General features: G+C 70.9%; 22 protein-coding genes and 3 pseudogenes. 8 read left to right on the forward strand and 17 right to left on the reverse strand.

Going from position 1 to position 20,634, the window contains the following annotated elements; translation table 11 throughout:
* Positions 1 to 173: 173 nt before the first annotated feature.
* The 4 genes from OG698_RS14865 to OG698_RS14880 form a co-directional block, all read right to left on the reverse strand.
* On the reverse strand, positions 174 to 641 hold the full coding sequence (locus OG698_RS14865) for a hypothetical protein (protein WP_406103474.1): 468 nt from the start codon (positions 639 to 641) through the stop codon (positions 174 to 176).
* A gap of 51 nt (positions 642 to 692) precedes the next feature.
* Entirely contained in the window at positions 693 to 1,124 is a 432-nt protein-coding gene (locus OG698_RS14870) for a cupredoxin family copper-binding protein (protein WP_406103475.1), read from the reverse strand.
* A gap of 175 nt (positions 1,125 to 1,299) precedes the next feature.
* Positions 1,300 to 1,989 (reverse strand): M24 family metallopeptidase, encoded by a 690-nt coding sequence (locus OG698_RS14875; protein WP_406103476.1) that lies wholly within the window; start codon positions 1,987 to 1,989, stop codon positions 1,300 to 1,302.
* Positions 1,990 to 2,015: 26 nt separating this feature from the next.
* Positions 2,016 to 2,753 (reverse strand): class I SAM-dependent methyltransferase, encoded by a 738-nt coding sequence (locus OG698_RS14880; protein WP_406103477.1) that lies wholly within the window; start codon positions 2,751 to 2,753, stop codon positions 2,016 to 2,018.
* Positions 2,754 to 2,878: 125 nt separating this feature from the next.
* Here OG698_RS14880 and OG698_RS14885 point away from each other — a divergent pair, with 125 nt between their 5' ends.
* On the forward strand, positions 2,879 to 3,322 hold the full coding sequence (locus tag OG698_RS14885; protein WP_406103478.1) for a gamma-glutamyl-gamma-aminobutyrate hydrolase family protein: 444 nt from the start codon (positions 2,879 to 2,881) through the stop codon (positions 3,320 to 3,322).
* 180 nt (positions 3,323 to 3,502) lie between these two features.
* Positions 3,503 to 4,705, forward strand: coding sequence for an IS110 family transposase (locus OG698_RS14890; RefSeq protein ID WP_406103479.1), 1,203 nt, complete (start codon positions 3,503 to 3,505; stop codon positions 4,703 to 4,705).
* 135 nt (positions 4,706 to 4,840) lie between these two features.
* Here the strand turns inward: OG698_RS14890 and OG698_RS14895 are convergent, their stop codons facing one another.
* The 3 genes from OG698_RS14895 to OG698_RS14905 form a co-directional block, all read right to left on the reverse strand.
* A complete protein-coding gene (locus OG698_RS14895; protein WP_406103480.1) occupies positions 4,841 to 5,263 on the reverse strand; it encodes a hypothetical protein in 423 nt (140 codons plus the stop codon).
* A gap of 35 nt (positions 5,264 to 5,298) precedes the next feature.
* Positions 5,299 to 5,784, reverse strand: coding sequence for a PLDc N-terminal domain-containing protein (locus OG698_RS14900; protein WP_406103481.1), 486 nt, complete (start codon positions 5,782 to 5,784; stop codon positions 5,299 to 5,301).
* A gap of 117 nt (positions 5,785 to 5,901) precedes the next feature.
* On the reverse strand, positions 5,902 to 6,564 hold the full coding sequence (locus OG698_RS14905) for an HdeD family acid-resistance protein (RefSeq protein WP_399967324.1): 663 nt from the start codon (positions 6,562 to 6,564) through the stop codon (positions 5,902 to 5,904).
* Between the two features lie 278 nt (positions 6,565 to 6,842).
* Between OG698_RS14905 and OG698_RS14910 the strand changes: the two are divergent.
* Positions 6,843 to 7,154, forward strand: a pseudogene (locus tag OG698_RS14910) (DUF2252 family protein); the annotation flags it as partial.
* Here OG698_RS14910 and OG698_RS14915 read toward each other — a convergent pair.
* The 5 genes and pseudogenes from OG698_RS14915 to OG698_RS14935 all read right to left on the reverse strand — a co-directional run bounded on the left by OG698_RS14915 (position 7,155) and on the right by OG698_RS14935 (position 11,627).
* Positions 7,155 to 7,364, reverse strand: coding sequence for a hypothetical protein (locus OG698_RS14915; protein WP_227297834.1), 210 nt, complete (start codon positions 7,362 to 7,364; stop codon positions 7,155 to 7,157).
* Positions 7,365 to 7,492: 128 nt separating this feature from the next.
* A pseudogene (locus OG698_RS14920) lies at positions 7,493 to 7,974 on the reverse strand (hypothetical protein).
* A gap of 35 nt (positions 7,975 to 8,009) precedes the next feature.
* A complete protein-coding gene (locus OG698_RS14925) occupies positions 8,010 to 10,670 on the reverse strand; it encodes a LuxR C-terminal-related transcriptional regulator (RefSeq protein WP_406103482.1) in 2,661 nt (886 codons plus the stop codon).
* 430 nt (positions 10,671 to 11,100) lie between these two features.
* Complete coding sequence (locus OG698_RS14930) at positions 11,101 to 11,331, reverse strand: hypothetical protein (protein ID WP_406103483.1); 231 nt, start codon at positions 11,329 to 11,331, stop codon at positions 11,101 to 11,103.
* On the reverse strand, positions 11,328 to 11,627 hold the full coding sequence (locus tag OG698_RS14935) for a hypothetical protein (RefSeq protein ID WP_406103484.1): 300 nt from the start codon (positions 11,625 to 11,627) through the stop codon (positions 11,328 to 11,330). The genes OG698_RS14930 and OG698_RS14935 overlap by 4 nt, the downstream gene beginning before the upstream one ends.
* Positions 11,628 to 11,852: 225 nt before the next feature.
* Between OG698_RS14935 and OG698_RS14940 the strand changes: the two genes are divergently transcribed.
* Both OG698_RS14940 and OG698_RS14945 read left to right on the forward strand, forming a co-directional pair.
* The gene (locus OG698_RS14940; RefSeq protein WP_406111080.1) at positions 11,853 to 12,695 is read left to right on the forward strand and encodes a helix-turn-helix domain-containing protein; all 843 of its coding nucleotides are present in this window, start codon (positions 11,853 to 11,855) and stop codon (positions 12,693 to 12,695) included.
* The gene (locus OG698_RS14945) at positions 12,677 to 12,886 is read left to right on the forward strand and encodes a DUF397 domain-containing protein (RefSeq protein ID WP_406103485.1); all 210 of its coding nucleotides are present in this window, start codon (positions 12,677 to 12,679) and stop codon (positions 12,884 to 12,886) included. Before OG698_RS14940 ends, OG698_RS14945 begins: the two co-directional genes overlap by 19 nt.
* Positions 12,887 to 12,953: 67 nt before the next feature.
* Here the strand turns inward: OG698_RS14945 and OG698_RS14950 are convergent, their stop codons facing one another.
* From OG698_RS14950 to OG698_RS14965, 4 genes are all read right to left on the reverse strand, one after another.
* Complete coding sequence (locus OG698_RS14950; RefSeq protein ID WP_399967313.1) at positions 12,954 to 14,285, reverse strand: class I SAM-dependent RNA methyltransferase; 1,332 nt, start codon at positions 14,283 to 14,285, stop codon at positions 12,954 to 12,956.
* 112 nt (positions 14,286 to 14,397) lie between these two features.
* The gene (locus OG698_RS14955; protein ID WP_406103486.1) at positions 14,398 to 16,446 is read right to left on the reverse strand and encodes an APC family permease; all 2,049 of its coding nucleotides are present in this window, start codon (positions 16,444 to 16,446) and stop codon (positions 14,398 to 14,400) included.
* A 111-nt stretch (positions 16,447 to 16,557) separates the two neighbouring features.
* The gene (locus tag OG698_RS14960) at positions 16,558 to 16,980 is read right to left on the reverse strand and encodes a lytic transglycosylase domain-containing protein (protein ID WP_406103487.1); all 423 of its coding nucleotides are present in this window, start codon (positions 16,978 to 16,980) and stop codon (positions 16,558 to 16,560) included.
* Positions 16,981 to 17,312: 332 nt separating this feature from the next.
* On the reverse strand, positions 17,313 to 17,708 hold the full coding sequence (locus OG698_RS14965) for an ArsR/SmtB family transcription factor (RefSeq protein WP_406103488.1): 396 nt from the start codon (positions 17,706 to 17,708) through the stop codon (positions 17,313 to 17,315).
* 59 nt (positions 17,709 to 17,767) lie between these two features.
* Here OG698_RS14965 and OG698_RS14970 point away from each other — a divergent pair.
* The 3 genes and pseudogenes from OG698_RS14970 to OG698_RS14980 form a co-directional block, all read left to right on the forward strand.
* A pseudogene (locus OG698_RS14970) lies at positions 17,768 to 18,256 on the forward strand (hypothetical protein); the annotation flags it as partial.
* 169 nt (positions 18,257 to 18,425) lie between these two features.
* Positions 18,426 to 19,097, forward strand: a complete 672-nt coding sequence (locus OG698_RS14975) for a potassium channel family protein (protein WP_406103489.1) — start codon at positions 18,426 to 18,428, stop codon at positions 19,095 to 19,097.
* Positions 19,097 to 19,774 carry a TrkA family potassium uptake protein gene (locus tag OG698_RS14980; RefSeq protein WP_100591176.1) on the forward strand — a complete coding sequence of 226 codons (678 nt, stop codon included), beginning with the start codon at positions 19,097 to 19,099 and terminating at the stop codon, positions 19,772 to 19,774. The genes OG698_RS14975 and OG698_RS14980 overlap by 1 nt, the downstream gene beginning before the upstream one ends.
* 118 nt (positions 19,775 to 19,892) lie before the next feature.
* Here the strand turns inward: OG698_RS14980 and OG698_RS14985 are convergent, their stop codons facing one another.
* Positions 19,893 to 20,633 (reverse strand): DUF3159 domain-containing protein, encoded by a 741-nt coding sequence (locus tag OG698_RS14985; protein WP_406103490.1) that lies wholly within the window; start codon positions 20,631 to 20,633, stop codon positions 19,893 to 19,895.
* Position 20,634 lies beyond the last annotated feature (1 nt).

Consider the following 20,634-nt stretch of genomic DNA (forward strand, 5'->3'; position numbering starts at 1 on the left):
ACAAATATCCCGGCGGAGGCACTCGAAGTTTTTGGGAACCACAACTGCAACTAAATCCAACAGTAGCATGCCACCCCGAAATCCCGCAGAACTCCAATTTCCCAGCCCTGTCGCCCGGAAAAAAGCTTCAGCCTCCCGCCCTCGATTTCTGCACTCGCCGGAACAGATATCACTCAGTGTCCGGAGACCGACCGCCGGGTCAGGAGCCGTTCGCGACCCCGGCCGACCAGGAGCACGGTCATCGCCACGACGGTCAGGACCTGCGAGATCACCACAAGGTCCTTCTCGGCGTACCAGACGGGTTCGTACATGTTGGGCAGCGGTCCGAATGCGCCGACGTCGACGTAGCGGTAGACGAGCAGGGCAGCGAGCCCGCCGGCCGCGGTGAGCCAGGCGAAGACGTCGCCGAGGGACCGGCGCCAGAACAGGACGAGCACGGCGGCGAGCGCGGCGAGGGCGGTCTCGATCCTGAAGAGGGAGCCCTGGCTGATCGTGGCGCTGACAGGGTCGTAGCGGGAGGCGAGGTCCGCGTGCACGTACGCGTTGACGGCGAGCCCGGCGGCGGCGAGGATGCGGGCCGCCGCGCGCCATGGCCGGCGCGCGGGGCGGGGGGACGGGGGGTCGGTCGGTTCATGGGACACGGCGGGGGCCTCCCGGTGACGCGGGCGTGCGGGGTGCGGGGTGCGCCGACGTCAGCGGACCGTGAGAGTGCCCTTCATATTCGGGTGGATGGTGCAGGTGTAGGAGTACGAGCCCGGCTCGGACGGCGCGGTGATGGTCGCCGACTTCCCCTGCGCGAGGTCGCCGGTGTCGAAGGACTTGTCGTCCGCGGTCAGCGTGTGCGTGGCCGAGTCCTCGTTCGTGACGGTGATCTTCGTGCCGGGGCTGACCTCGAACGTGGCCGGGTGGAAGGCGAAGTCCTTGATGGTGACCTTCACTTCGCCCTTTCCGCTCTCGGAGGACGAGGGGGACGCCGAGGCAGGGGCGGAGACACTTGCGGAGGCGGACGCGGGCGGGGTGCTGCTGGAGGAGGGCCCGTCGCCCGAGTCCGAGCATCCGGTGAGGGTGGTGACCAGACACAGGGCGGCGCCGATCAGGGCCGAGTGCGGTCGGCGGTGTCGCATGGGCATCGTGTCTCCAAGTGGTGTGCGGGGCACGCCGATGTCCGGCAGGAGCCCGGCCCGTGCACGGATCCGTCCGTCGGACGGTGAACACGGGCACCGCTGAGAGATGTCGACAGGAGGAGGCCGTCGCACGAGTGACAGCGCCTGAACGGCCTACACAACGGCCTGCATACGGTCATCCCAGGTCGAGAAGCTCCTCGTGGAAGCCGCCGAAGCCGCGCTCGCGGTCGATCAGATGGATCTCCAGGATCCAGTGGCAGTCGCGTCCGGCCCGGTCGGGGCGCCGGAGCCGGGTGGCGTTCCCGGGTGCGATGTACGACTCGATGTCGGCGCCGTCGATCTTCTCGTGCGGGAACTCACCCACCGGGTGACCGGCGTGCCAGCCGCCCAGTTCCCAGCCGCGCGTGGCGGCCAGCCGGGCGACCTCGGCGTGGAGCGCGGCGCCCGTGATGTCCGGGTCGGCCTCGAAGGCGCGGCGTCCGGCGGCGAAGACCTCGGGCAGGTCGTCGCGCAGCCGGAGCTTGTCGGGGTCGTCACCGAGGACGAAGGTGCGGCCGAAGTCGGCTTCCCACTCCTCGAAGATCGGCCCGAAGTCCGCGAAGGCGATGTCGTCGTGGCCGATGATCCGGTCCGGGGGATTCTCCTTGTACGGGTGGAGGGTGTTCGGGCCCGAGCGCACGATGCGCTTGTGCCAGTGGCGCGTGGGCCCGAACAGTTCGTTCGCGAGGTCGCGGATCCGGTCGCTGACCGCCCGCTCCCCCTCCCCCGGCGCGACCAGCTTCCTCGACTCGATCTGGGCGAAGAGCTCGGCGGCTTTGGCCTGGGCGCCCAACAGGCGTGCGGCGCGGTCGAGTTCGGCGTTCATGAATCCCCTCCGGTCGGGTGTTCCGCTCAGTTGTGCGCCTCGTCGGCGACGCGGACGGCACGGGCCAGGAAGTACTCGGACTTGTCCTCGTAGCAGACGAGTTGCCAGCCGTTGCCGTCCAGCATGGGCCTCAGATTCGGCTCGCCCAGCGGGTCGTCGGAGCTCAGGGGGCGGCCGTGGCGGGCTGCGCGTTCGGCGCGGCCGGAGGGGTGGAAGAGGAGAAGCGTGCCGCCGGAGGCGGTGACGCGGGCCCATTCCCGCAGGGCTACGGGTGGGGCGGGGAGATGGTCGAGCAGCCCGGCACTGAAGATGCCGTGGGTCGCGCCCGTCGGCAACGGCAGGCGGTGGCAGTCGGCGACCAGCAGGCAGGCCGGACCGGCGCGCCCCTCCCGGGCGGCTGCCGTGAGCATGGCCGAGGTGACGTCCACCCCGAACACCTTCCCCTTGTCACCCACCCCGGCACGCAGGGCAGGCAGGGCGCGTCCGCTGCCGCAGCCCAGGTCCAGGGCCGTCTGGCCGGGGAGAAGTCCCATGCGGGCGACCGCTGCCGCGTACCTCGGGCCGTCAGCGGCGAAGCGCGCCTCCCAGGCATCGGCCCTGGGGGCGAAGAACGTACGGGTGGCGGTGTGCGCGGCGCGTGCGGCCACCAGCGCGGCGAACCGCCCGAACACCAGGTCCCGGTACGGGGCCGGCTCGGCCGGTTCACCCGTCGCGGCATCGCGGATGTCGGGAGCGGTGGCGGCCTCTTCCGGGAATGTCGTCACGAAGGCGTCCACGGCGGCCTCGTCGGCCTCCAGGTGAAACTACAGCCCCCACGCCGAGCCGCCCACCCGGAACGCCTGCACCGGATGCCTCTCGCAGGAGGGCACTGGTGGTGATGGGCGGGCCCATGGCCGCTCACAGCGATGCCGGGTTCCCTGCGCGTCGTGTCGAACTGGCCCTGCTGCGTCAGGCGTTGGCCGCCGAGGTGCCGGTGCTCGGGGTGTGTCTGGGGGCCCGGCTTCTTGCCGTTGCGGCGGGCGGCGCGGCCCGTACGGGTTCCGGCTCGCAGCTGGGGTGGGGTGAGGTACGCACCGGTCCGGCGGCCGACCGGGATCCGCTGTTCGCGGGTGCGCCCGAGCGGCTGCGTGTGCCGCACCGGCACGGCGACACCCGGTCGCCTCGAGCACGCCGAGGTCGAACAGCGCGTGAACCAGGCGCTCCTGCGCCGGCCGGCCGACGCCTCGGACGTCATCCCGGCCGACGAGCCCCCCCGTTATGTTTTCCGCGGTCCTGCAAGAGGGCCGCTGGCCTCCGGGCCCGGCATGGCTGTTCCCCCCTGTCGAGGGCATGACCTGGGGGGTGGTGCTACCGGGCCCGAGAGGCGCCGTTGGAGACGCTGATGAGAGGTCCGACTACCGCCCCGCCGAGCGCAATGCCCGGCACCTGGTGGGCGGCAGGTCTGCATAACGTGGATGCGCGCACGACGCCAACGCCCCGGCCAGCACCGCACCAACCCGTTCGGGAGGACGGCGTGAACGACAGCGACGAGATAGGCGTCTTCCTCGGCCTGGACGTCGGCAAGAGCGCCCACCACGGCAATGGACTCACCCCTGCCGGCAAGAAGGTCTTCGACAAGCAACTTCCCAACACCGAACCGAAGTTGCGGCAGGTCTTCGACAAGCTCCGCGAAAAGTTCGGCACCGTCCTGGTCATCGTGGACCAGCCCGCCTCGATCGGCGCCCTGCCCCTGACGGTCGCCCGGGACACCGGCTGCAAGGTTGCCTATCTGCCCGGCCTGTCGATGCGGCGGATCGCCGACCTCTACCCCGGCGAGGCCAAGACCGACGCCCGCGACGCGGCCGTGATCGCGGACGCCGCCCGCACCATGCCCCACACCCTGCGCTCGCTCGAACTCACCGACGAGATCACCGCCGAGCTCACCGTCCTTGTCGGCTTCGACCAAGACCTCGCGGCCGAAGCCACCCGCACCAGCAACCGGATCCGCGGCCTGCTCACCCAGTTCCACCCCAGCCTGGAACGCGTGCTCGGGCCGCGCCTGGACCACCAGGCCGTCACCTGGCTGCTCGAACGCTACGGATCCCCGGCCGCACTGCGAAAGGCCGGACGCCGCAGGCTCGTTGAGGTCATCCGGCCCAAGGCGCCCCGCATGGCCACGCGCCTGATCGACGACGTCTTCGACGCGATCAACGAGCAGACCGTCGTCGTTCCCGGCACGGGCACCCTCGACATCGTCATCCCGTCCCTGGCCCGCTCGCTCGGCGCCGTCCACGAACAACGCCGCGCGGCAGAAGCCCAGATCAGCGCCCTGCTGGAGGCACACCCTCTTTCCGCGGTCCTGACCTCGATGCCGGGGATTGCGGTCAGGACCGCCGCCACACTGCTGGTCACCATCGGCGACGGCACCAGCTTCCCCACCGCCGCCCACCTCGCCTCCTACGCCGGACTCGCCCCGACCACCAAGTCGTCCGGGACCTCGATCCACGGCGAACACGCACCCCGCGGCGGCAACCGTCAGCTCAAACGCGCGATGTTCCTGTCCGCGTTCGCCGCCCTGCACGACCCCGCCTCCCGCACCTACTACGACAAATGCCGAGCCAGAGGAAAGACCCACACCCAAGCCCTCCTCCGCCTCGCCCGACAACGCATCAACGTGCTCTTCGCGATGCTCCGCGACGGCACCTTCTACGAACCAAGAACCCCACGCCTCGCTTGACGAAAGACATAGAGGCACCCCCCCCGCTGTCCCGGCGTCGACCTACCGGTCCCGGCGGGCCACCCGGGCCCCGCCGGCGAGGTGGAGACCGCCTCGCAACAGTTCGCGCGTCACTCACACGCCGTGAGGTGTGCCCTAGAGCCAGTCGGACTCGTCCTTCCGGACCACGCACAGCGCCCAGATGACGAAGCCCGAGATCGCGATCAGCACGACCGACCAGACCGGGTAGTACGGCAGGGAGAGGAAGTTGGCGATGATGGCGAGTCCGGCGATGACCACACCGCCGACGCGTGCCCACGTCGCGGTCCGGAGCAGCCCGACGCTGACGATCACCGCGAGTACGCCCAGGACGAGGTGGACCCAGCCCCAGCCCGTCAGGTCGAACTGGAAGATGTAGTTGCGTGTGGTCACGAAGATGTCGTCCTTGGCGATCCCCATGATGCCCCGGCAGATGCCGAGCACACCGACGAGCATGAGCATGGTGCCGGCGAAGATCGTCAGGCCGCCTGCCCACGCCTGCTTCGTCGTGTCGGCCGGCTGCGAGTGTGTCGCGGTCATGGTGGTGCCTCGTTTCGTGTTCGTCCGGCACGCGCTCAGCGTCCGGAGCCGGAGGAGCCGGAGCCAGCGGCGGTGTCGGTACCCGGGCCTTCGGCCGGACCGTGGCCGGCCAGCACCAGTTGCTTCGCCTTGCTGAACTCCTCGTCCGTGATGTCGCCGCGGGCGCGGATCTCGGACAGCCTGGCCAGTTCGTCGACGCTGCTGGGCCGGTCCGTACCGCCCGCGGTCTTCTTGATGTAGCTGTCGAAGGCCTTCTGCTGCTCACGGGCCTGCGCTATCTCCCGGCGGCCCATGTTCTTGCCACGGGCGATCATGTAGACGAAGACGCCCAGGAAGGGCAGGAAGACGGTGAGCACCAGCCAGCCGGCCTTCGCCCAGCCGTTCATGCCGTCGTCGCGGAAGATGTCGCCGATGACGCGGAAGAGCAGGACGAACCACATGATCCACAGGAAGAACCAGAGCATGCTCCAGAAGACGCTCAGTAGGGGATAGTCGTACGCCAGGTACATCTGCGCGTTCATGTCTCTTCTCCGTCCGTCCCGGGCGCTCGCCCAGCCGCCTTTGCCTGCCGTCTTCAGCGTGGGCCGACGGGGGCCGGGTGGCCTCACCCGACGGGGGTGAGCTCGGTGGGTGGGGTGTCAGGCCGTCGGGGCCTGGCCGGGCGAGCCCGTGACGCCCGCATTCCGAAGCGCGGACCGCCAGGCGAAGGCGACCGCCGCCTCGGCCAGAGCGAGCACGACGAGCCACAGGCCGAGCAGCCGGGTCAGGGCCTGTGCCGACTCGGCAGGCAGGGCCAGGACGACGATCCCCGCGACGATGCCGAGCACCGCGACGCCAAGGAGCACGCCGCGGTGCGGCAGGTCCTTGGCGGCGATGGCGGTGTAGAGGGTGAGGACGCCGGACACGAGCCAGACGATGCCGACGATCAGGGAGAGCGCGGTGATGGTCTGCAGCGGGTTCCGCAGGCACAGCACCCCGGCCAGGAGGAACAGGACGGCCAGGAGCAGCCCCGACAGCCGTTCGCCGTGCTCCTCCCGCGCGAAGACGGCCACGAACCTGAACACTCCCATGACCAGCAGGTACAGGCCGATGAGGACCGCCAGGACGTGCAGTGTCTCCGACGGCCAGACCAGGATCAGGACGCCGGGCACCAGCGTGACGACCGCCGAGCCCAGGATCCAGGTCCATGAGCGGCCCAGTCGCCCCAGTGCGTCGGCGGGATCGTCGACCGGCCGGGGGGCCGCCCCGCCGGCGGGGGGTTCCGGTCCGGTCTGCGGCGCCGGACCACGCGGCATGGTCATGGCTCCTCCTCACACGATCGAGCGGGTCGTTCCCGGACCGCCGAAGGGGCCGGCGATACGCGGGGACCTGACCGCCTCAGCGTCCCGCGTGCCGCTGCCCGCCGGGTCACCCACGGCGGGTGATCCGGCGGCGCCGCCAGGGCGATGAGGTGGAACCGGAGGAGGCGTTCGCACGCCCTGCGGCTGGACGCGCGGCGGACGGGAGCTAAGAGCGACGAGACGACCGATCCCACAGCCGCCCGGACGGTTGCCGGCCGATCCGGGCCCGCCCCGGCGGAGGCCGCGACGGGCAGGACCGGGACCGGGGCTTCTACGTGCGCCGGTTGCGGGACTGGAAGAGCATCGCGCGGCCGGAGACCATGGATCCGGGCCTGCTCACCCTCTTCGGCCGGCTGTGCGGGGCCTCCCTGGCACGGGCCCACGCCCGCTCCGGCGACCCCATCGCCATCGCCGCGTGCCTGGGCGCCAGCGACCAATTCGACCGCGCGCTCACCGGGTTCGCCCAGTCCTGGACCGACCAGAACGAGCGGGACTTCGAGGCGCTGGGAGCCGCCGGCCGCTCCGGGCGGATCAGGGCGGAGCGCCTCTGATCAGTCGGCCCGGCCCTCCGGCAACTGCCGCATCTCCAGCACCCGCAGTCCCAGCGACTGGAGCCGGGCCAGCAGCCCGTACAGGTGCGCATCGTCCACGACGGGGCCGAACAGGACCGTCTGGCCGGCCATCATCACGTGGCCCAGTTCCGGGAAGGCCTTGGTCAGTGTTTCCGACATGTGTCCCTCGACGCGGATCTCGTAACGCATGGGCTTTTCTCCCGCGAGCAGCGTGGGGCGGGTGGGCGACGTCCTTACCTGCGAGCGTCCGCCTCCGCGCCCGGCCCGGCCTCACCCGGTACAGGTGACCGGGCTTCTCCGGCGCACGACGATCCGGCTCAGTACTTCAGGACGATCTTGAAGGTGATGATCAGCAGACCGAGCACAGGTTGACCAAGGCGGTGACGGCCATGAGACGCCGGGGCACCGGCCCGGCGTGCCGCGGCCACGGACCAGCCCTCCTGCCCGGCCACGGCGACCGGCAGCGCCGGCCAGAGCGCGCCCTTCACGTCCAGCCCGATGAGAGGGCTGAGGGAGACGGTGGCGGCGGGCGGGATGGCCGCATTGACGATCGGCCACTCGTCGCGGCACACGCGCAGCACGGTCCCGCGGTCCAGTGCCTTCCGCCGCGCGCCGGCCGCGCTCCGAACAACTGCGCGCGTACGTGGGCGATCCAGAACACCAGGCCGGTGAGCAACAGCCGCAGCACCAGCTCCGCGAGGGGAGAGGAGCCCAGCGAGCCGGCGCCGACGACCACGGAGGCCGCGAGCAGGGATCCGTAGACACCGCCCGTGCAGGGGAGGGACTGCGCTCGCGGCAGGGCCGGCGTGTTCGGTCCCGGCCGCCGAAGCCCGTTCACACCAGTCCGAGTTCACGCGCGCGGCGCACCGCTTCGTTGCGCCGGTTCACCGCCAGCTTCCGGTAGACGCTCTTGAGGTGGGTCTTCACCGTGTTCACCGACACGTAGAGGTCGGCGGCGATCTCCTCGGTCGACATCATCCGGGCCAGCCGCTCCAGCACGTCCCGCTCGCGTCCGCTCAGTTCCTCCGCGACGAGCGCAGCGGGCCGGGCGTCGACCGTGGCCGGTTCACCAGGACGCGACGGAGCGGGCGTCAGCCAGTCCGCGGCCAGTTCCTGGAGCGGCGCGGCGGAGAGCAGAGGCCGGATCCACTGCCGCGCATCGAGGAAGGGTCTGCGAAGCCGCTCGCGCCGGGCGCTGAGGAGTGCCTGCGCGACGAGCCTGTGTGCTGTGGCGTCGTCTCCCGCCCCCTGCGCGGCCTGTGCCCTGACAAGCGCTGCCCGAACGGTCACCGCCGGCCCGGTCCGCCCCCCGGTGTCGATGCTGTCGAGCAGACCGACGGCCTCTTCCGGGCGACCTGCGGCGAGCAGCATCCGCGCGGCTTCCACAGCGCAGGCCGGCTGGTCGCCGGGGACGTCCTGGAGCACCTCGGCGGCCGTCCGAGGCCGTCCTTCGGCCATGTGCGCGGCCGAGGCGACCACCGCCTCCTGGCCCGCCGCCCAGGGCGAGGCCGCAACGACGCGAATGCCTGGGTCCGCCGCCTCGACGGCGGCCCGAGCGTGGCCCTGGACCAGCAGGAGACGCGCCTTGGTGACGGCCCGGACCGCGGCGATCACCGGATCGTGCGTCGCAGAGGGGAGTTGGTCCGTCTCGTCGAGAAGAGTCTGCGCCCGGCTCAGCTCGTCACGGTCCACGGCCACGGCGGCCAGCACCAGCAACCCGATGCCCGTGCCGGCACCGGAGACGCCCGGCTCGGGAAGACGGAACCTCTCCGCCTCGGAGGCACCCGCGAGCGCCTTGCGCTCCGCCCTGCCGATCCAGCCGTTCAGGTAGTCGATCAGTGCCAGGTGCCCCAGCGACTCCTCACGGGGCACGACGGTGGACGCCTCGCCATGGGTGCCCGCCACTGTGGTCAGGGCGGCACGCGCGTCCTCGAAGCGCCCGGCCCACAGGCGGGCGGAGCCGAGATGGGTCATGAGGAGGGCATGGAGTTCGGGATGCCTGTCCAGGAGGTGCTCCGGCACCTCCCGCCGGAGCCGGGCGGCCGTCTGAGCGGCCTCCTCGGCCCGCTCGGGAGAACCGGTCAGCCGGGCGGCCAGCGTCTCCAGCAGCGCACAGCTCAGCTGCGCGGCCGCCCCGACGTGCGGATCGGCGGCAAGACGCTCCTCGGCGCGGCGCAGATGGGAGAGACCGCGCTCGACGTCGCACCGGGACAGGTCGCGGGCCGCCCGGACGAGCTCCGGCGCGGGGCCGGTGGCCTCGGGGTCCATCCCGGAGAACAACTGGTCGAGGTCGGCCGAGCGCAGACCGGTGAAGAGCTGTCCGATCGCCAGGTCGTCGACGAGGGCGCCGGCGGTGAAACCCCAGTCGCCCGATGCGGCACCGTGAGCGAGTGTCTCCGGCAGGAATCCGGAACGGCGCAGCCACAGCGCGGCACGTCGGTGGAGCTCGGGCTCAAGGCCCGGCAGGCGGACCCGCAGGTGGGCCCGGAGTATCTCCCCGAACAGCGGGTGGAGCCGGTACCACGAGTGCCCGAGGTCCTCGACGAACGCGTTCGCGCGGTGCAGCTCGACGAGCAGGGGCTCGGCGTCGGTCCGCCCGGTCAGCGCGTTCGCCAGATCAGGACTGAAACGCTGGAGGACGCTGACGCGCAGCAGGAGATCCTGTGTCTCCTCCGGCTGCCGTTTGAGCACTTCGGCCAGCAGGAAGTCCGCGACCGCGCTCCGGTCCGCCTCGAACTCCTTCAGATAGAGCTCCGGGGCCGCGCTCTCCCGCGCGGCCAGGGCGCACAGGCACAGGCCGGCGGCCCAGCCCCGGGTGCGGTCCACCAGGCCGCGCGCGGCGTCGACCGGCAGGCGCAGACCGTGCAGTTCCAGCAGCGAGACGGCCTCCTCGGGGGTGAAGGCCAGCTCGGCGCCGCGCAGCTCCGTCAGCTCGCCGGCCGCCCGGTAACGGTGCAACGGCAGCAGGGGTTCGGTGCGGGTGACGAGGACCAGGCGCATGCCCTGCCCGGCGTGGTGCAGGACGAATTCCAGCTGCTCCGCGACCTCGGGGGTGGTCACGCGGTCGAACTCGTCGATCACGACGGTCACCGGCTGGTCGCGTGCGTCCAGATCGGCGGCGAGCGCCGCCAGGAGCTTGCGGTCCACGCGGGCCGCCTCCATCGGGACCCCGACCGCGCCGGAGACCGGCGCACCGCACGCGCGCAGAGCCTCCAGCACGTACGCCCAGAACACACCGGGCTGCCGGTCCTCGTCCTCAGCGGTGAGCCAGGCGACCGGCTGTGGCAAGCCGGCGGCCCAGTCGGCGGCCAGCAGGGTCTTGCCCGCGCCCGCCGCTCCGTTGATCAGGGTCAGCCGCGTCCGAAGAGCCTTGTCGAGGTGCCGGTCGAGCCGCTGCCGCCGCAGGTAGACGGCGGGTCGCGTCGGCAAGGCGATCCGCGTGCGAAGAAACGAGTCCCCCAGAGGATCCACGCACGGAACAGTCGAAGGATCCACGCCCGGAACAGTCGGACCGGCCGCTCCAGCAGCATCCTCGTGGATCTCCGCCACAGCGCTCACCACCGCTGCCTGTCAGGGGTCGAGTCATGGGCCCGCTCACCCATAGGATCCCAGCGTTTCCGCCGCGGCGCGCGGGGGCGGATTTCTCGACGGGGAATGCAGGTCGTGCCGGCACCCGCACACCAACGGTCACCGCACCCTCAAGAAGGGCGGCGGGAATCGCTCGCCCACACGAGCCGCCGACAGCAAGGAAACGCCCCCAGGCAGCACGAAGACTCGTGCGAGTGGAGGCATGCCCCCAGTTTCCGCGAGCGGGCGGATCAGGAAGCCCGCCGGGCCGCCGAGAGGGTTCTCGTCATCCCGGGTCAGCGCGGGGATCACGAGGAGGGCGTCGGCGGGATTCCGCGCTCGGTGGACCGCCGCGCCGTCAGATGCCCTGTCTGCTACGGGCGTTCGCCTCGGCCACCAGGGCGCGCAGCAACTCGTCCTGGGTCAGGATCCGGAGGTCGCCGGTCTGGGCGTCCCATTCGCGGCCACCGGCCAGCGGACGGATCTGGAGATACGGCCCTTCATGGCCCATGACCCGCCCGAACCGGTCGCGCACGGTGTCGTGGACGGCGTCTCCCACCTCCGGGAACGGCACCGGCTCCGGCGTCACGAACCGACCCCCTTGGCGATCACAGCCGCCAGCTGCAGCGCCACGGGCGCCGAGCAGACCCCGAGGTGGACGAGCGCGTAGCGGCTCTCGCCCTCTCCGTCACCCGCCCATGGGGTGCGGACGTCCATTGCGGGGAGCTGGACGCCTGCCTGGCTGAGAGCACCGGCCAGGGCGTCGCGGGCATCGAGCGCTTCCTGGACCTTGGGCGTACGGGGTTTCGAAGGGCCCGTGACGATGGCGGTGTGGCCGGTGGCGGGGGTGATCGAGTGGTGCGGGGGCCGCTGTGTGGGGGGCATATGTGTCCTCGTTCTTCGCCGGTCGGGCTGTCGGGTTCGTCGGTCCGACTGATTCCATGGCCCCGGCAAGCTGCGTGAATTACGCTGCGTAGTCCGGGTGTTACGAGGATGCGCCCGGATGTGACCGATCACGCCGTGGACGTGCGGTGCTTCCCCGCCGTACGGCGCTGGTTCCACACCTTCCACACCGACCACGAGCCGGCGGCTCGGAGGGGAGTCGGCCGTATGCCGCAGCGACGGGTCGTCACCGGCCGCAGCCAGGAGCCGCGTCAGAGGTTCGCCGAGGAGCTGCGGACCCTGCGGGCCGGGAGCGGGACGAGTCTGCGGCAGCTCGGCGAACGGCTGGGCTGGGACTACTCCCTGTTCGGCAAGATGGAGAAGGGCGAGACGCTCGGCAGCCCCGAGGTCGTCCAGGCCCTGGACCAGCACTACGGGACGCCGGGGCTGTTACTGGCGCTGTGGGAGCTCGCCGCCGGGGACCATACGCAGTTCCGCGAGCGGTACCGGCGGTACATGGCGCTGGAGGCCGAGGCGGTGAGTCTGTGGCACTTCGCGGTGAGCGTGCTGCCGGGGTTGCTGCAGACGCCGGGGTATGCGCGCGAGGTGCTGGCGGCGGGCGGGCTCCGGGGTCAGGAGCTGGAGCAGCAGGTCGAAGCCCGGATGGGGCGGCGGGAGTTGCTGGAGGGAGAGGACGCGCCGCCGTTCCGGACGATCCTGTCGGAGGCGGTACTGCGGACGCCGTTGCGGGAAGTGGCGGAATGGCGGAGGCAGTTGGAGTACGTCGCAGAGGTGGCGGAGCGGCCGACTGTGACGATGCAGGTGCTGCCCCTGAGCGCCGGGATGCACGGCCTGGACAGCACCGCACTCATGTTCCTGCGGCTCTCCGGCGGGCTTACGGTTGCGTATACGGAGAACGCACACCGTGGCGAACTCATCGAAGCGGACTCACCAGTTGAGCGGCTACAGCGTGCGTACGATGCGATGCGCGACTTGGCGCTGTCCCCAGCTGAGTCGCGGAATTTCGTCCTGGCCACCTTGGAGGAAGTACCGTGCGAGGCATCGACCTGAGTGCCGTTAGCTGGCGTAAGAGTTCCTACAGCAACTCGGATGGTGGCGAGTGCGTCGAGGTCTCTGACGACTTCACGGTCATCGTCCCGGTACGGGACAGCAAGGTTTCGCACGGGCCGGTGCTCGTGTTCCCGGCCGCCGGCTGGTCCTCCTTCGTCTCAGCAGTCAAGGGCGGACGGCTGAGCGCCTGAACGAGCAAGCTGGCGGCCCCGCGACGGTTCGCCTCGCGGGGCCGCCTCACACTCGTGAAACCTCAGGTCAGGCGTCCTTCTTCACCGGCTCCAGAATCGCCACGCACTCCACATGGTGCGTCATCGGGAACAGATCGAACGCCCGAAGCATCCGCACCTTGTACCCACCGTCCCGGAAGTACGCCAAGTCCCGCGCCAGCGCCGCCGGGTCACACGCCACATAGGCGATCCGGCGGGCGCCGAGCGACGCCAGGTGCTCCACCGTCTTCTTGCCCGCGCCCGCGCGGGGCGGGTCCAGGACGATCAGGTCTACCTCGGTGATGCCCGTGCGCGGGAGGACCGATTCGACCTTGCCCTGTTCGATGCGGACGCGGTCGAACGCGGCCAGGTTGTGGCGGGCGTCCTCGACCGCGCGCTTGCCCGACTCGATGCCGAGCACCGCGCCCTCGTCGCCGATGCGGTCCGCGATCGCGCCGGCGAAGAGGCCGACGCCGCAGTACAGGTCGAGCGCCATCTCGCCCTTGCGGGGCAGCAGGCCCTGCATGACCGCCTTGACCAGCGTGTCCGCCGCCTGCGGATGCACCTGCCAGAAGCCGCCGCTGCCGACGCGGTGCGTGCGGCCGTCGGCGCGCTCGCGGACGAACCCGCGGCCGTGGACCCGGTGGATGCCGCCGTCCTTCTCGTCGACGCGCAGCACGGAGACCGGCTTGTCGAGTTCGACCAGGGGCAGGCGCGCGCCGGGGCGCGGGGTCAGGATGACCTGGCGGTCCTGGGAGCCCGTCGCCGCGATCGCCTCGATGGACTCCATGCCCGTCCAGTCGCGCTTCTCGATGCCGAGCTCGGAGACCCCCGGCGCCGCGATCATGCAGTGCTCGACCGGCTCGACCTCGTGCGAGCGGTGGCGGCGCAGGCCCGCCTTCCCGGTGTCGGGGTCGACCGCGTACTGCACGCGCGTGCGCCACTGCGGGACCTCGCCCGCCGGGAGCTTGTCGCCCTCGGCCGGCATGACCGTGCCGTCCCAGCCGGCCTCCTCGGGCGTGAGGCCCGCGAGGCGCTGGAGCTGCTCGGCGATGACCTCGCCCTTGAGGCGGCGCTGCGCGCCCGGCTTGGCGTGCTGCCAGTCGCAGCCGCCGCAGCGGCCGGGGCCGGCGTACGGGCAGGGCGCCTCGACGCGGTCCTTGGACGCCTCGATGACGGTGACCGCGTCGGCGCGCAGGAAGCGGGCGCCTTCCTCGCCGTCCGTGACGCGGGCCACGACCTTCTCACCGGGCAGCGCGTGCCGGACGAACAGGACCTGGCCCTCGTCCGTGCGGGCGATGCAGTGGCCTCCGTGGGCGACGGGGCCGATCTCGACCTCGTACTCCTCCCCGACCAGCGACTTCTTCGGTTCTGCCTGCATGGCGGGGGACTCCACAACGTAAGAAAGCAAGGGACACGGCGAACGGCCGGACAACAGCCCACCAGTCTACGTGGGTGTTGTCCGGCCGTTCGCCACACGACAGCCGAGGGGGTCAGCCCTTGTTCGAGGGCTCCTTGGGGCGCTTCTCGACGGGACCGCGGCGCACCGCACCCGGCGCGTTCCACTCCGAGCGCCTGCGGGCCCGCTTCTTGGCGGCCTCGGAGGACTCCAGCTGGTAGGGCACCGAAGTGACCATGATGCCGGGGGTGAACAGGAGGCGGCCCTTGAGGCGCAGAGCGGACTGGTTGTGGAGCAGGTGCTCGTACCAGTGGCCGACCACGTACTCGGGGATGATCACGCTGACCGCGTCGCGCGGGGAGTCGCGGCGCAGGCTCTTCACGTACTCGATGATCGGGCGCGTGATCTCGCGGTACGGCGAGTCGAGGACCTTGAGCGGTACGTCGATGCCGCGCCGCTCCCACTCCTCGCGCAGGGCCTTCGTCTCGGCCGGGTCGACGTTCACGCTGAGCGCCTCGAGGGTGTCGCTGCGCATGAGCTTGGCGTAGGCGAGGGCACGCAGCGTCGGCCGGTGGATCTTGGAGACGAGGACGATCGAGTGCACGCGGGACGGCCGGACGCTGTCGTCGGTCGGTGTCTCGGGGGCCTGGATCTCCTCGGCCACGCGGTCGTAGTGCTTCCGGATCGCGGTCATCGTCGCGTAGAAGATGCACATGCCGAGGAGGGCGACCCAGGCGCCGTGCGTGAACTTCGTGACGAGGACCACGACGAGCACGAGGCCGGTGAAGAACGCGCCGAAGGTGTTGATGGCGCGCGAGCGGACCATGTGGCGGCGCTTGGCCGGGTCCTTCTCGGTGCGCAGGTGGCGGTTCCAGTGCCGGACCATGCCGGTCTGGCTCAGCGTGAACGAGACGAACACGCCGACGATGTACAGCTGGATGAGGCGCGTCGAGTCGGCGCCGTAGATCACGACGAGGAGCGCCGCCGCGCCCGCGAGCAGCACGATGCCGTTCGAGAACGCGAGGCGGTCGCCGCGGGTGTGCAGCTGGCGCGGCAGGTAGCGGTCCTGGGCGAGGATCGAGCCGAGGAGCGGGAAGCCGTTGTACGCGGTGTTGGCCGCGAGGAAGAGGACCAGCGCGGTGGCCGCGGCCAGGATGATGAAGAGGAAGCTGCCCTTGCCGAAGACGGCCTCGGCGACCTGGGAGATCACCGGGTTCTGGACGTAGCTCCCGCCGACCGCGACGCCGTTGTGGATCAGGTCGGTCGCCGGGTTCTCGGCCATGCGGACCTTGGTCGTCATGGCCAGGGCGATGATGCCGCAGAACATGGTGACGGCCAGCAGGCCCATCGCCGCGAGCGTGGTCGCCGCGTTCTTCGACTTCGGCTTGCGGAACGCCGGTACGCCGTTGCTGATCGCCTCGACGCCGGTGAGCGCGGCACAGCCGGAGGAGAACGCGCGAAGCAGCAGGAAGACGAGGGCGAAGCCCGCGAGGCCCTGGTGCTCGGCCTTGATGTGGAAGTCGGCGGTGGGCGCCTTCATGGTGTCGTCGAGGACGAGCCCACGGAACGCACCCCACGCGATCATGATGAAGACGCCGGCCACGAAGACGTAGGTCGGGATGGCGAAGAGCTTCCCGGACTCCTTCACGCCGCGCAGGTTCATCAGCGTGAGCAGGACGATGACCAGGACCGCGCACAGGACCTTGTGCTCGACGACGAACGGGATCGCCGAGCCGAGGTTCTCGATGCCGGAAGCGATCGACACGGCGACGGTGAGGACGTAGTCGACGAGGAGGGCGCTCGCGACGGTGAGGCCGGCCTTGGGGCCGAGGTTCGTGGTCGCGACCTCGTAGTCGCCGCCACCGCTCGGGTACGCGTGGACGTTCTGGCGGTAGGAGGCGACCACGGTGAACATCAGCACCACGACCGCGACCGCGATCCAGGGGCTGAAGTGGTACGCCGACACGCCCGCGATGGACAGGACCAGCAGCACCTCTCCCGGCGCGTAGGCCACGGAGGACAGCGGGTCGGAGGCGAAAACGGGGAGGGCGATGCGCTTCGGCAGGAGCGTTTCTCCGAGCCGGTCGCTGCGCAGAGCGCGCCCGATCAAGATCCGTTTGGGCACGTCGGTCAGTTTGGACACGCAGAGGATCGTAAGCGTTCGAACGGGGAGCCGCCCACCCACCACCCCTCAAGTGCACCGGAACCTCACACCGGGCGCCTGACCGGGCAGCCCTGGCGAGGGCTTGCGGCCTCAGTTGCCGCCGGTACGGGAGGCGGATCGCCCCGCCTTGTCCCAGTTCGAACGCAGCCGGGCCAGATAGTCGGCGGCCTGACTCCCGGGCTTCGCACCGCGCGCGAAGGCCTGCATGTTGCCCGCGCCCGTGTTGTAGCCGAGGGCAAGCAGTTCCTCCCTGTCGTACGGGCCCGAGGGGTGCGCGGGCAGTTGCCGCGCCAGGTCGTGGAGATACCAGGCAGCCGCGCGCACAGCGAGGTCCCGGTCGTCGGGCAGTTCCTCCCACCGGCGCCCCGCGAAGGCCCGGCCCCGCTTGGTCTCGTCGAACGCGGCGCGGTGCATATTGGCGATCCCGAAGGCGGCGCCCGGCTTGTAGCGCTGCCAGGCGCGCTCCAGGGCCGGGTCGTGCGGCTTGTACGACTCGTTGTAGAGGATCGCCATGAGGAGTTGCGGGCTTACGCCGGCCTCGGCGGCGCGGGAGCGGACCTGCGGGGCGTATGCCGCCGGGTCGTACTTGCCTGCGGGGACTGAGGAGGTGGTGGGGCTGCTGAGGCTGGGCTTCGGGGCGTGGCTCGGAGTGGGCGTTCGCGAGGGGTGGGCGGACGTATCCGGCTTCCCAGTGGTTCCCGTGGCCCCCCTGGCCCCACCGGTCCCGTCAGCCCCCGTCTCCCCCGACCGCCCGCACGCCCAAGCCGCAACCAGAACGAGCACCGCCGCACCCCAGAGCCAGGGCCTGCGCCTGGCGTGCCCGCCCCGCTCCGCCATCACACGGCCTAGGCCCCGGCGCCGCGGAGCCGGCGGGCCGGGGTCCGGTCGCCGCGTTCGGCGAGGCGGCCGATCAGCAGCCGCACCACGGCGACGATGTCCGGGTCGTCCACGAAGTAGACCTGGCGGCGCCCCTCGCGCCGGGACCGGACGAGCCCGGCGAGCTTCAGTTTGGTGAGGTGCTGGCTCACTGCCGGCAGCGCGCCGCCGACGCGTTCGGCGAGGCCTGTGACATCACTCTCACCCTGCGCGAGGGCCCACACGATGTGCAGCCGGGCCGAGGACGCGAGCAGCCCGAACGCGCCGGCCGCCTCCGCGATGACCTCGGCGGGCGGGTCGTCGAAGGCGGGCCGGTCACCGAAGTCGCGTACGCGCGTCACCACCGTCGTCGTCCTCTTCCACATCCGCTTCGGCTCACCGGGCCAAGGAGGACCCCAGTCTAGGTGGGCACTGTGACGCCCGGGCGCGGATCCTTGCCGCCCCCGTCTTCGCGGTCGCGCTGCTGTTCGCGTACTGGGCGGCCCCGCGCATGAACGCCGCCTGGTTCTACCGACGCGACAGCGCGCAGGAACTCGGCGCCCCCGGCTGGTCGGGCGCCGTCATGACGCTCGCGATGTTCGGCTGCTCCGTCGTGCTCGTCGCGTGCTTCTTCGCCTGGGTCCCGCGCCGCAAGATGTGGTTCACCGCCCTCGGCGCAGGCACCCTGTACGGCTACCTGCTGCACGGCTTCGTCGCCAAGGGCTCCCGCTTCTGGGACTGGTACGACCTTCAGTGGCTGCACACCCCGCTCGGCGAGATCACCGTCACGCTGACAGCAGCCGCCCTCATCACCAGCCTGTGCACCCCGCCCGTGCAGCGCCTGTTCCGCTTCGCGATGGAGCCGGAGATGAAGTGGGCGTTCAGGCGGGACGCGGCCCGGATCGCGGGCGGGGGCAGCGCGCGACCAAGCTGATCAAGCTTCCGGCTACGCGGATGCTGGCAACGGAGGCCATGCGGCTTAAGCTCGTCTCCTGGCAACGCGGCACGCGATTGCCTCTAGTTGCCCGGCAGACTGAGAGAGAAGAGTGAGCGAGATGTTTTCGCAGGTCATCGGGGCGACCAGGAGTGCGGGGTAGCGGCCGGTGCACATCGTCATCATGGGGTGCGGCCGGGTGGGTTCCGCCCTGGCCCAGACCCTTGAGCAACAGGGGCACACGGTCGCGGTCATCGACCGGGACCCCACGGCCTTCCGCCGCCTGGGTTCCGGCTTCGGCGGCCGCCGCGTCACCGGGGTCGGCTTCGACCAGGACACCCTGCGCGAGGCGGGGATCGAGGAAGCCGGCGCGTTCGCCGCGGTCTCCAGCGGCGACAACTCGAACATCATCGCCGCCCGCGTGGCCCGCGAGATGTTCGGCATCGAGAACGTCGCGGCCCGTATCTACGACCCGCGTCGCGCCGAGGTCTACCAGCGCCTGGGCATCCCGACCGTCGCGACCGTGCGGTGGACCGCGGACCAGATGCTGCGCAGGCTCCTGCCGTCGGGCGCCGAGCCGCTGTGGCGCGACCCCACCGGGGGCGTCCAGCTCGCCGAGGTGCACGCCTCGGTGGCATGGGTGGGACACAAGATCAGCCGGCTCCAGGAGGAGACCGGCGTCCGGGTCGCGTTCGTCACCCGGCTCGGCGAGGCGATCCTGCCCACGTCGCAGACGGTGCTGCAGGAGGGCGACCTGGTGCACGTGATGATGCGCACCGACGACGTCGAGAAGGTCGAAGCGGCGTTCGCCGAGGGTCCTGAAGAGGAGGGCGGTCACTGATGAGGGTCGCCATTGCCGGAGCGGGCGCGGTGGGCCGTTCCATCGCCGGTGAGCTCCTGGAGAACGGGCACGAGGTCCTTCTCATCGACAAGGCGCCGACGGCCATCTCGGTCGAGCGCGTCCCGCAGGCGGAGTGGCTGCTCGCCGACGCCTGCGAGATCACGTCCCTGGACGAGGCGGCGCTCCAGCGCTGCAACGTGGTCATCGCGGCCACCGGCGACGACAAGGTCAACCTCGTCGTCTCGCTGCTCGCGAAGACCGAGTACGGGGTCCCGCGGGTCGTCGCCCGTGTGAACAACCCGAAGAACGAGTGGCTCTTCAACGAGTCGTGGGGCGTCGATGTCGCGGTCTCCACGCCGCGCCTGATGTCCGCGCTCGTCGAGGAGGCGGTGAGCGTGGGCGATCTGGTCCGCCTGCTGCGCTTCAGCCACGGCGACGCGAACCTGGTGGAGCTGACGCTGCCGCCCGAGTCGGCCCTCGCCGGCACGCGCGTGGGCGACGTCCAGTGGCCCGAGGACACGTCCCTGGTGACGATCATCCGCGGGACCCGCGTCCTGGCCCCGTCCCAGGACGACTCCCTGGAGGCGGGCGACGAGCTCCTGTTCGTGGCGGCCCAGGCTCGCGAGGAACAGCTCGAGGACCTGCTGTCGGTCCGCCGCGAGGACGTCGCGGGCTGAGGGTTCTTCCGTAGGTACGAAGAGGGGCCCCGGAGTCGAAACCCCGGGGCCCCTCTTGCTTTAGGGGCGCGGGGAACTGCGCGACCAGCCCCCACCGGCCCGCAGACGCCAACGAACCTCAAGCCTTGCGATGCCGCGCAGCCCCCGCCTCCTTGCGGGCAGCCTCCGCTTCCTTCTCGGCCTTCTCCTCCGCCTCCATCTCCGCGAACACGTCGATGGGCGCGGGCGCCTTCGCCAGGAAGACCCAGGTCAGCCAGACGGCGAGCAGGAACGGGGGGATCTTCAGGGCGATCAGGACCCAGCCGAACTTCGTGGTGTCGGCCCACCAGTACATCGGGAAGAGGATCGCGCACTTGGCGAGCAGAATCAGGCCCCAGGCCCAACTGGCCTTCGCGTAGGCCTTCTTGCGGCCGGGGTTGCGCGTGCGCCAGGAGAGGTTCTCCTTGAAGACCGGCCCGAGGATCAGGCCGATCAGCGGCACCCCGCACAGCGTGGTCACGATGTAGGCGACGGCCAGGCCCAGCGTGTAGAGCATGCCGGGCAGGTAGAAGTCCTTGGCGTTGCCCGTCATCATCGCGAAGACGACGCCGAAGGCCACGCCGAAGACGCCGCTGAAGGCGTGCTTGACGGTGTCCTTCATGACCAGGCGGACCACGACCAGGACCAGGGACATCGCGAGGGCCGCGATGGCCGACATGTGCAGGTCCTTGTTGATCGTGAAGATGGTCACGAAGAGGAGGCCGGGAACGACCGTCTCCACCATGCCCCGCACGCCGCCGAAGGCCTCGAAGAGGGCGGCCTCGGTCACCGCCTTCGAGTCGGCGTCCTGATCCGCGGTCGGCTTGTCGAGGGACGTCACC

Origin of the sequence: Streptomyces sp. NBC_01003 (assembly GCF_045162695.1) — a bacterium.
Taxonomy (GTDB): Bacteria; Actinomycetota; Actinomycetes; order Streptomycetales; family Streptomycetaceae; genus Streptomyces.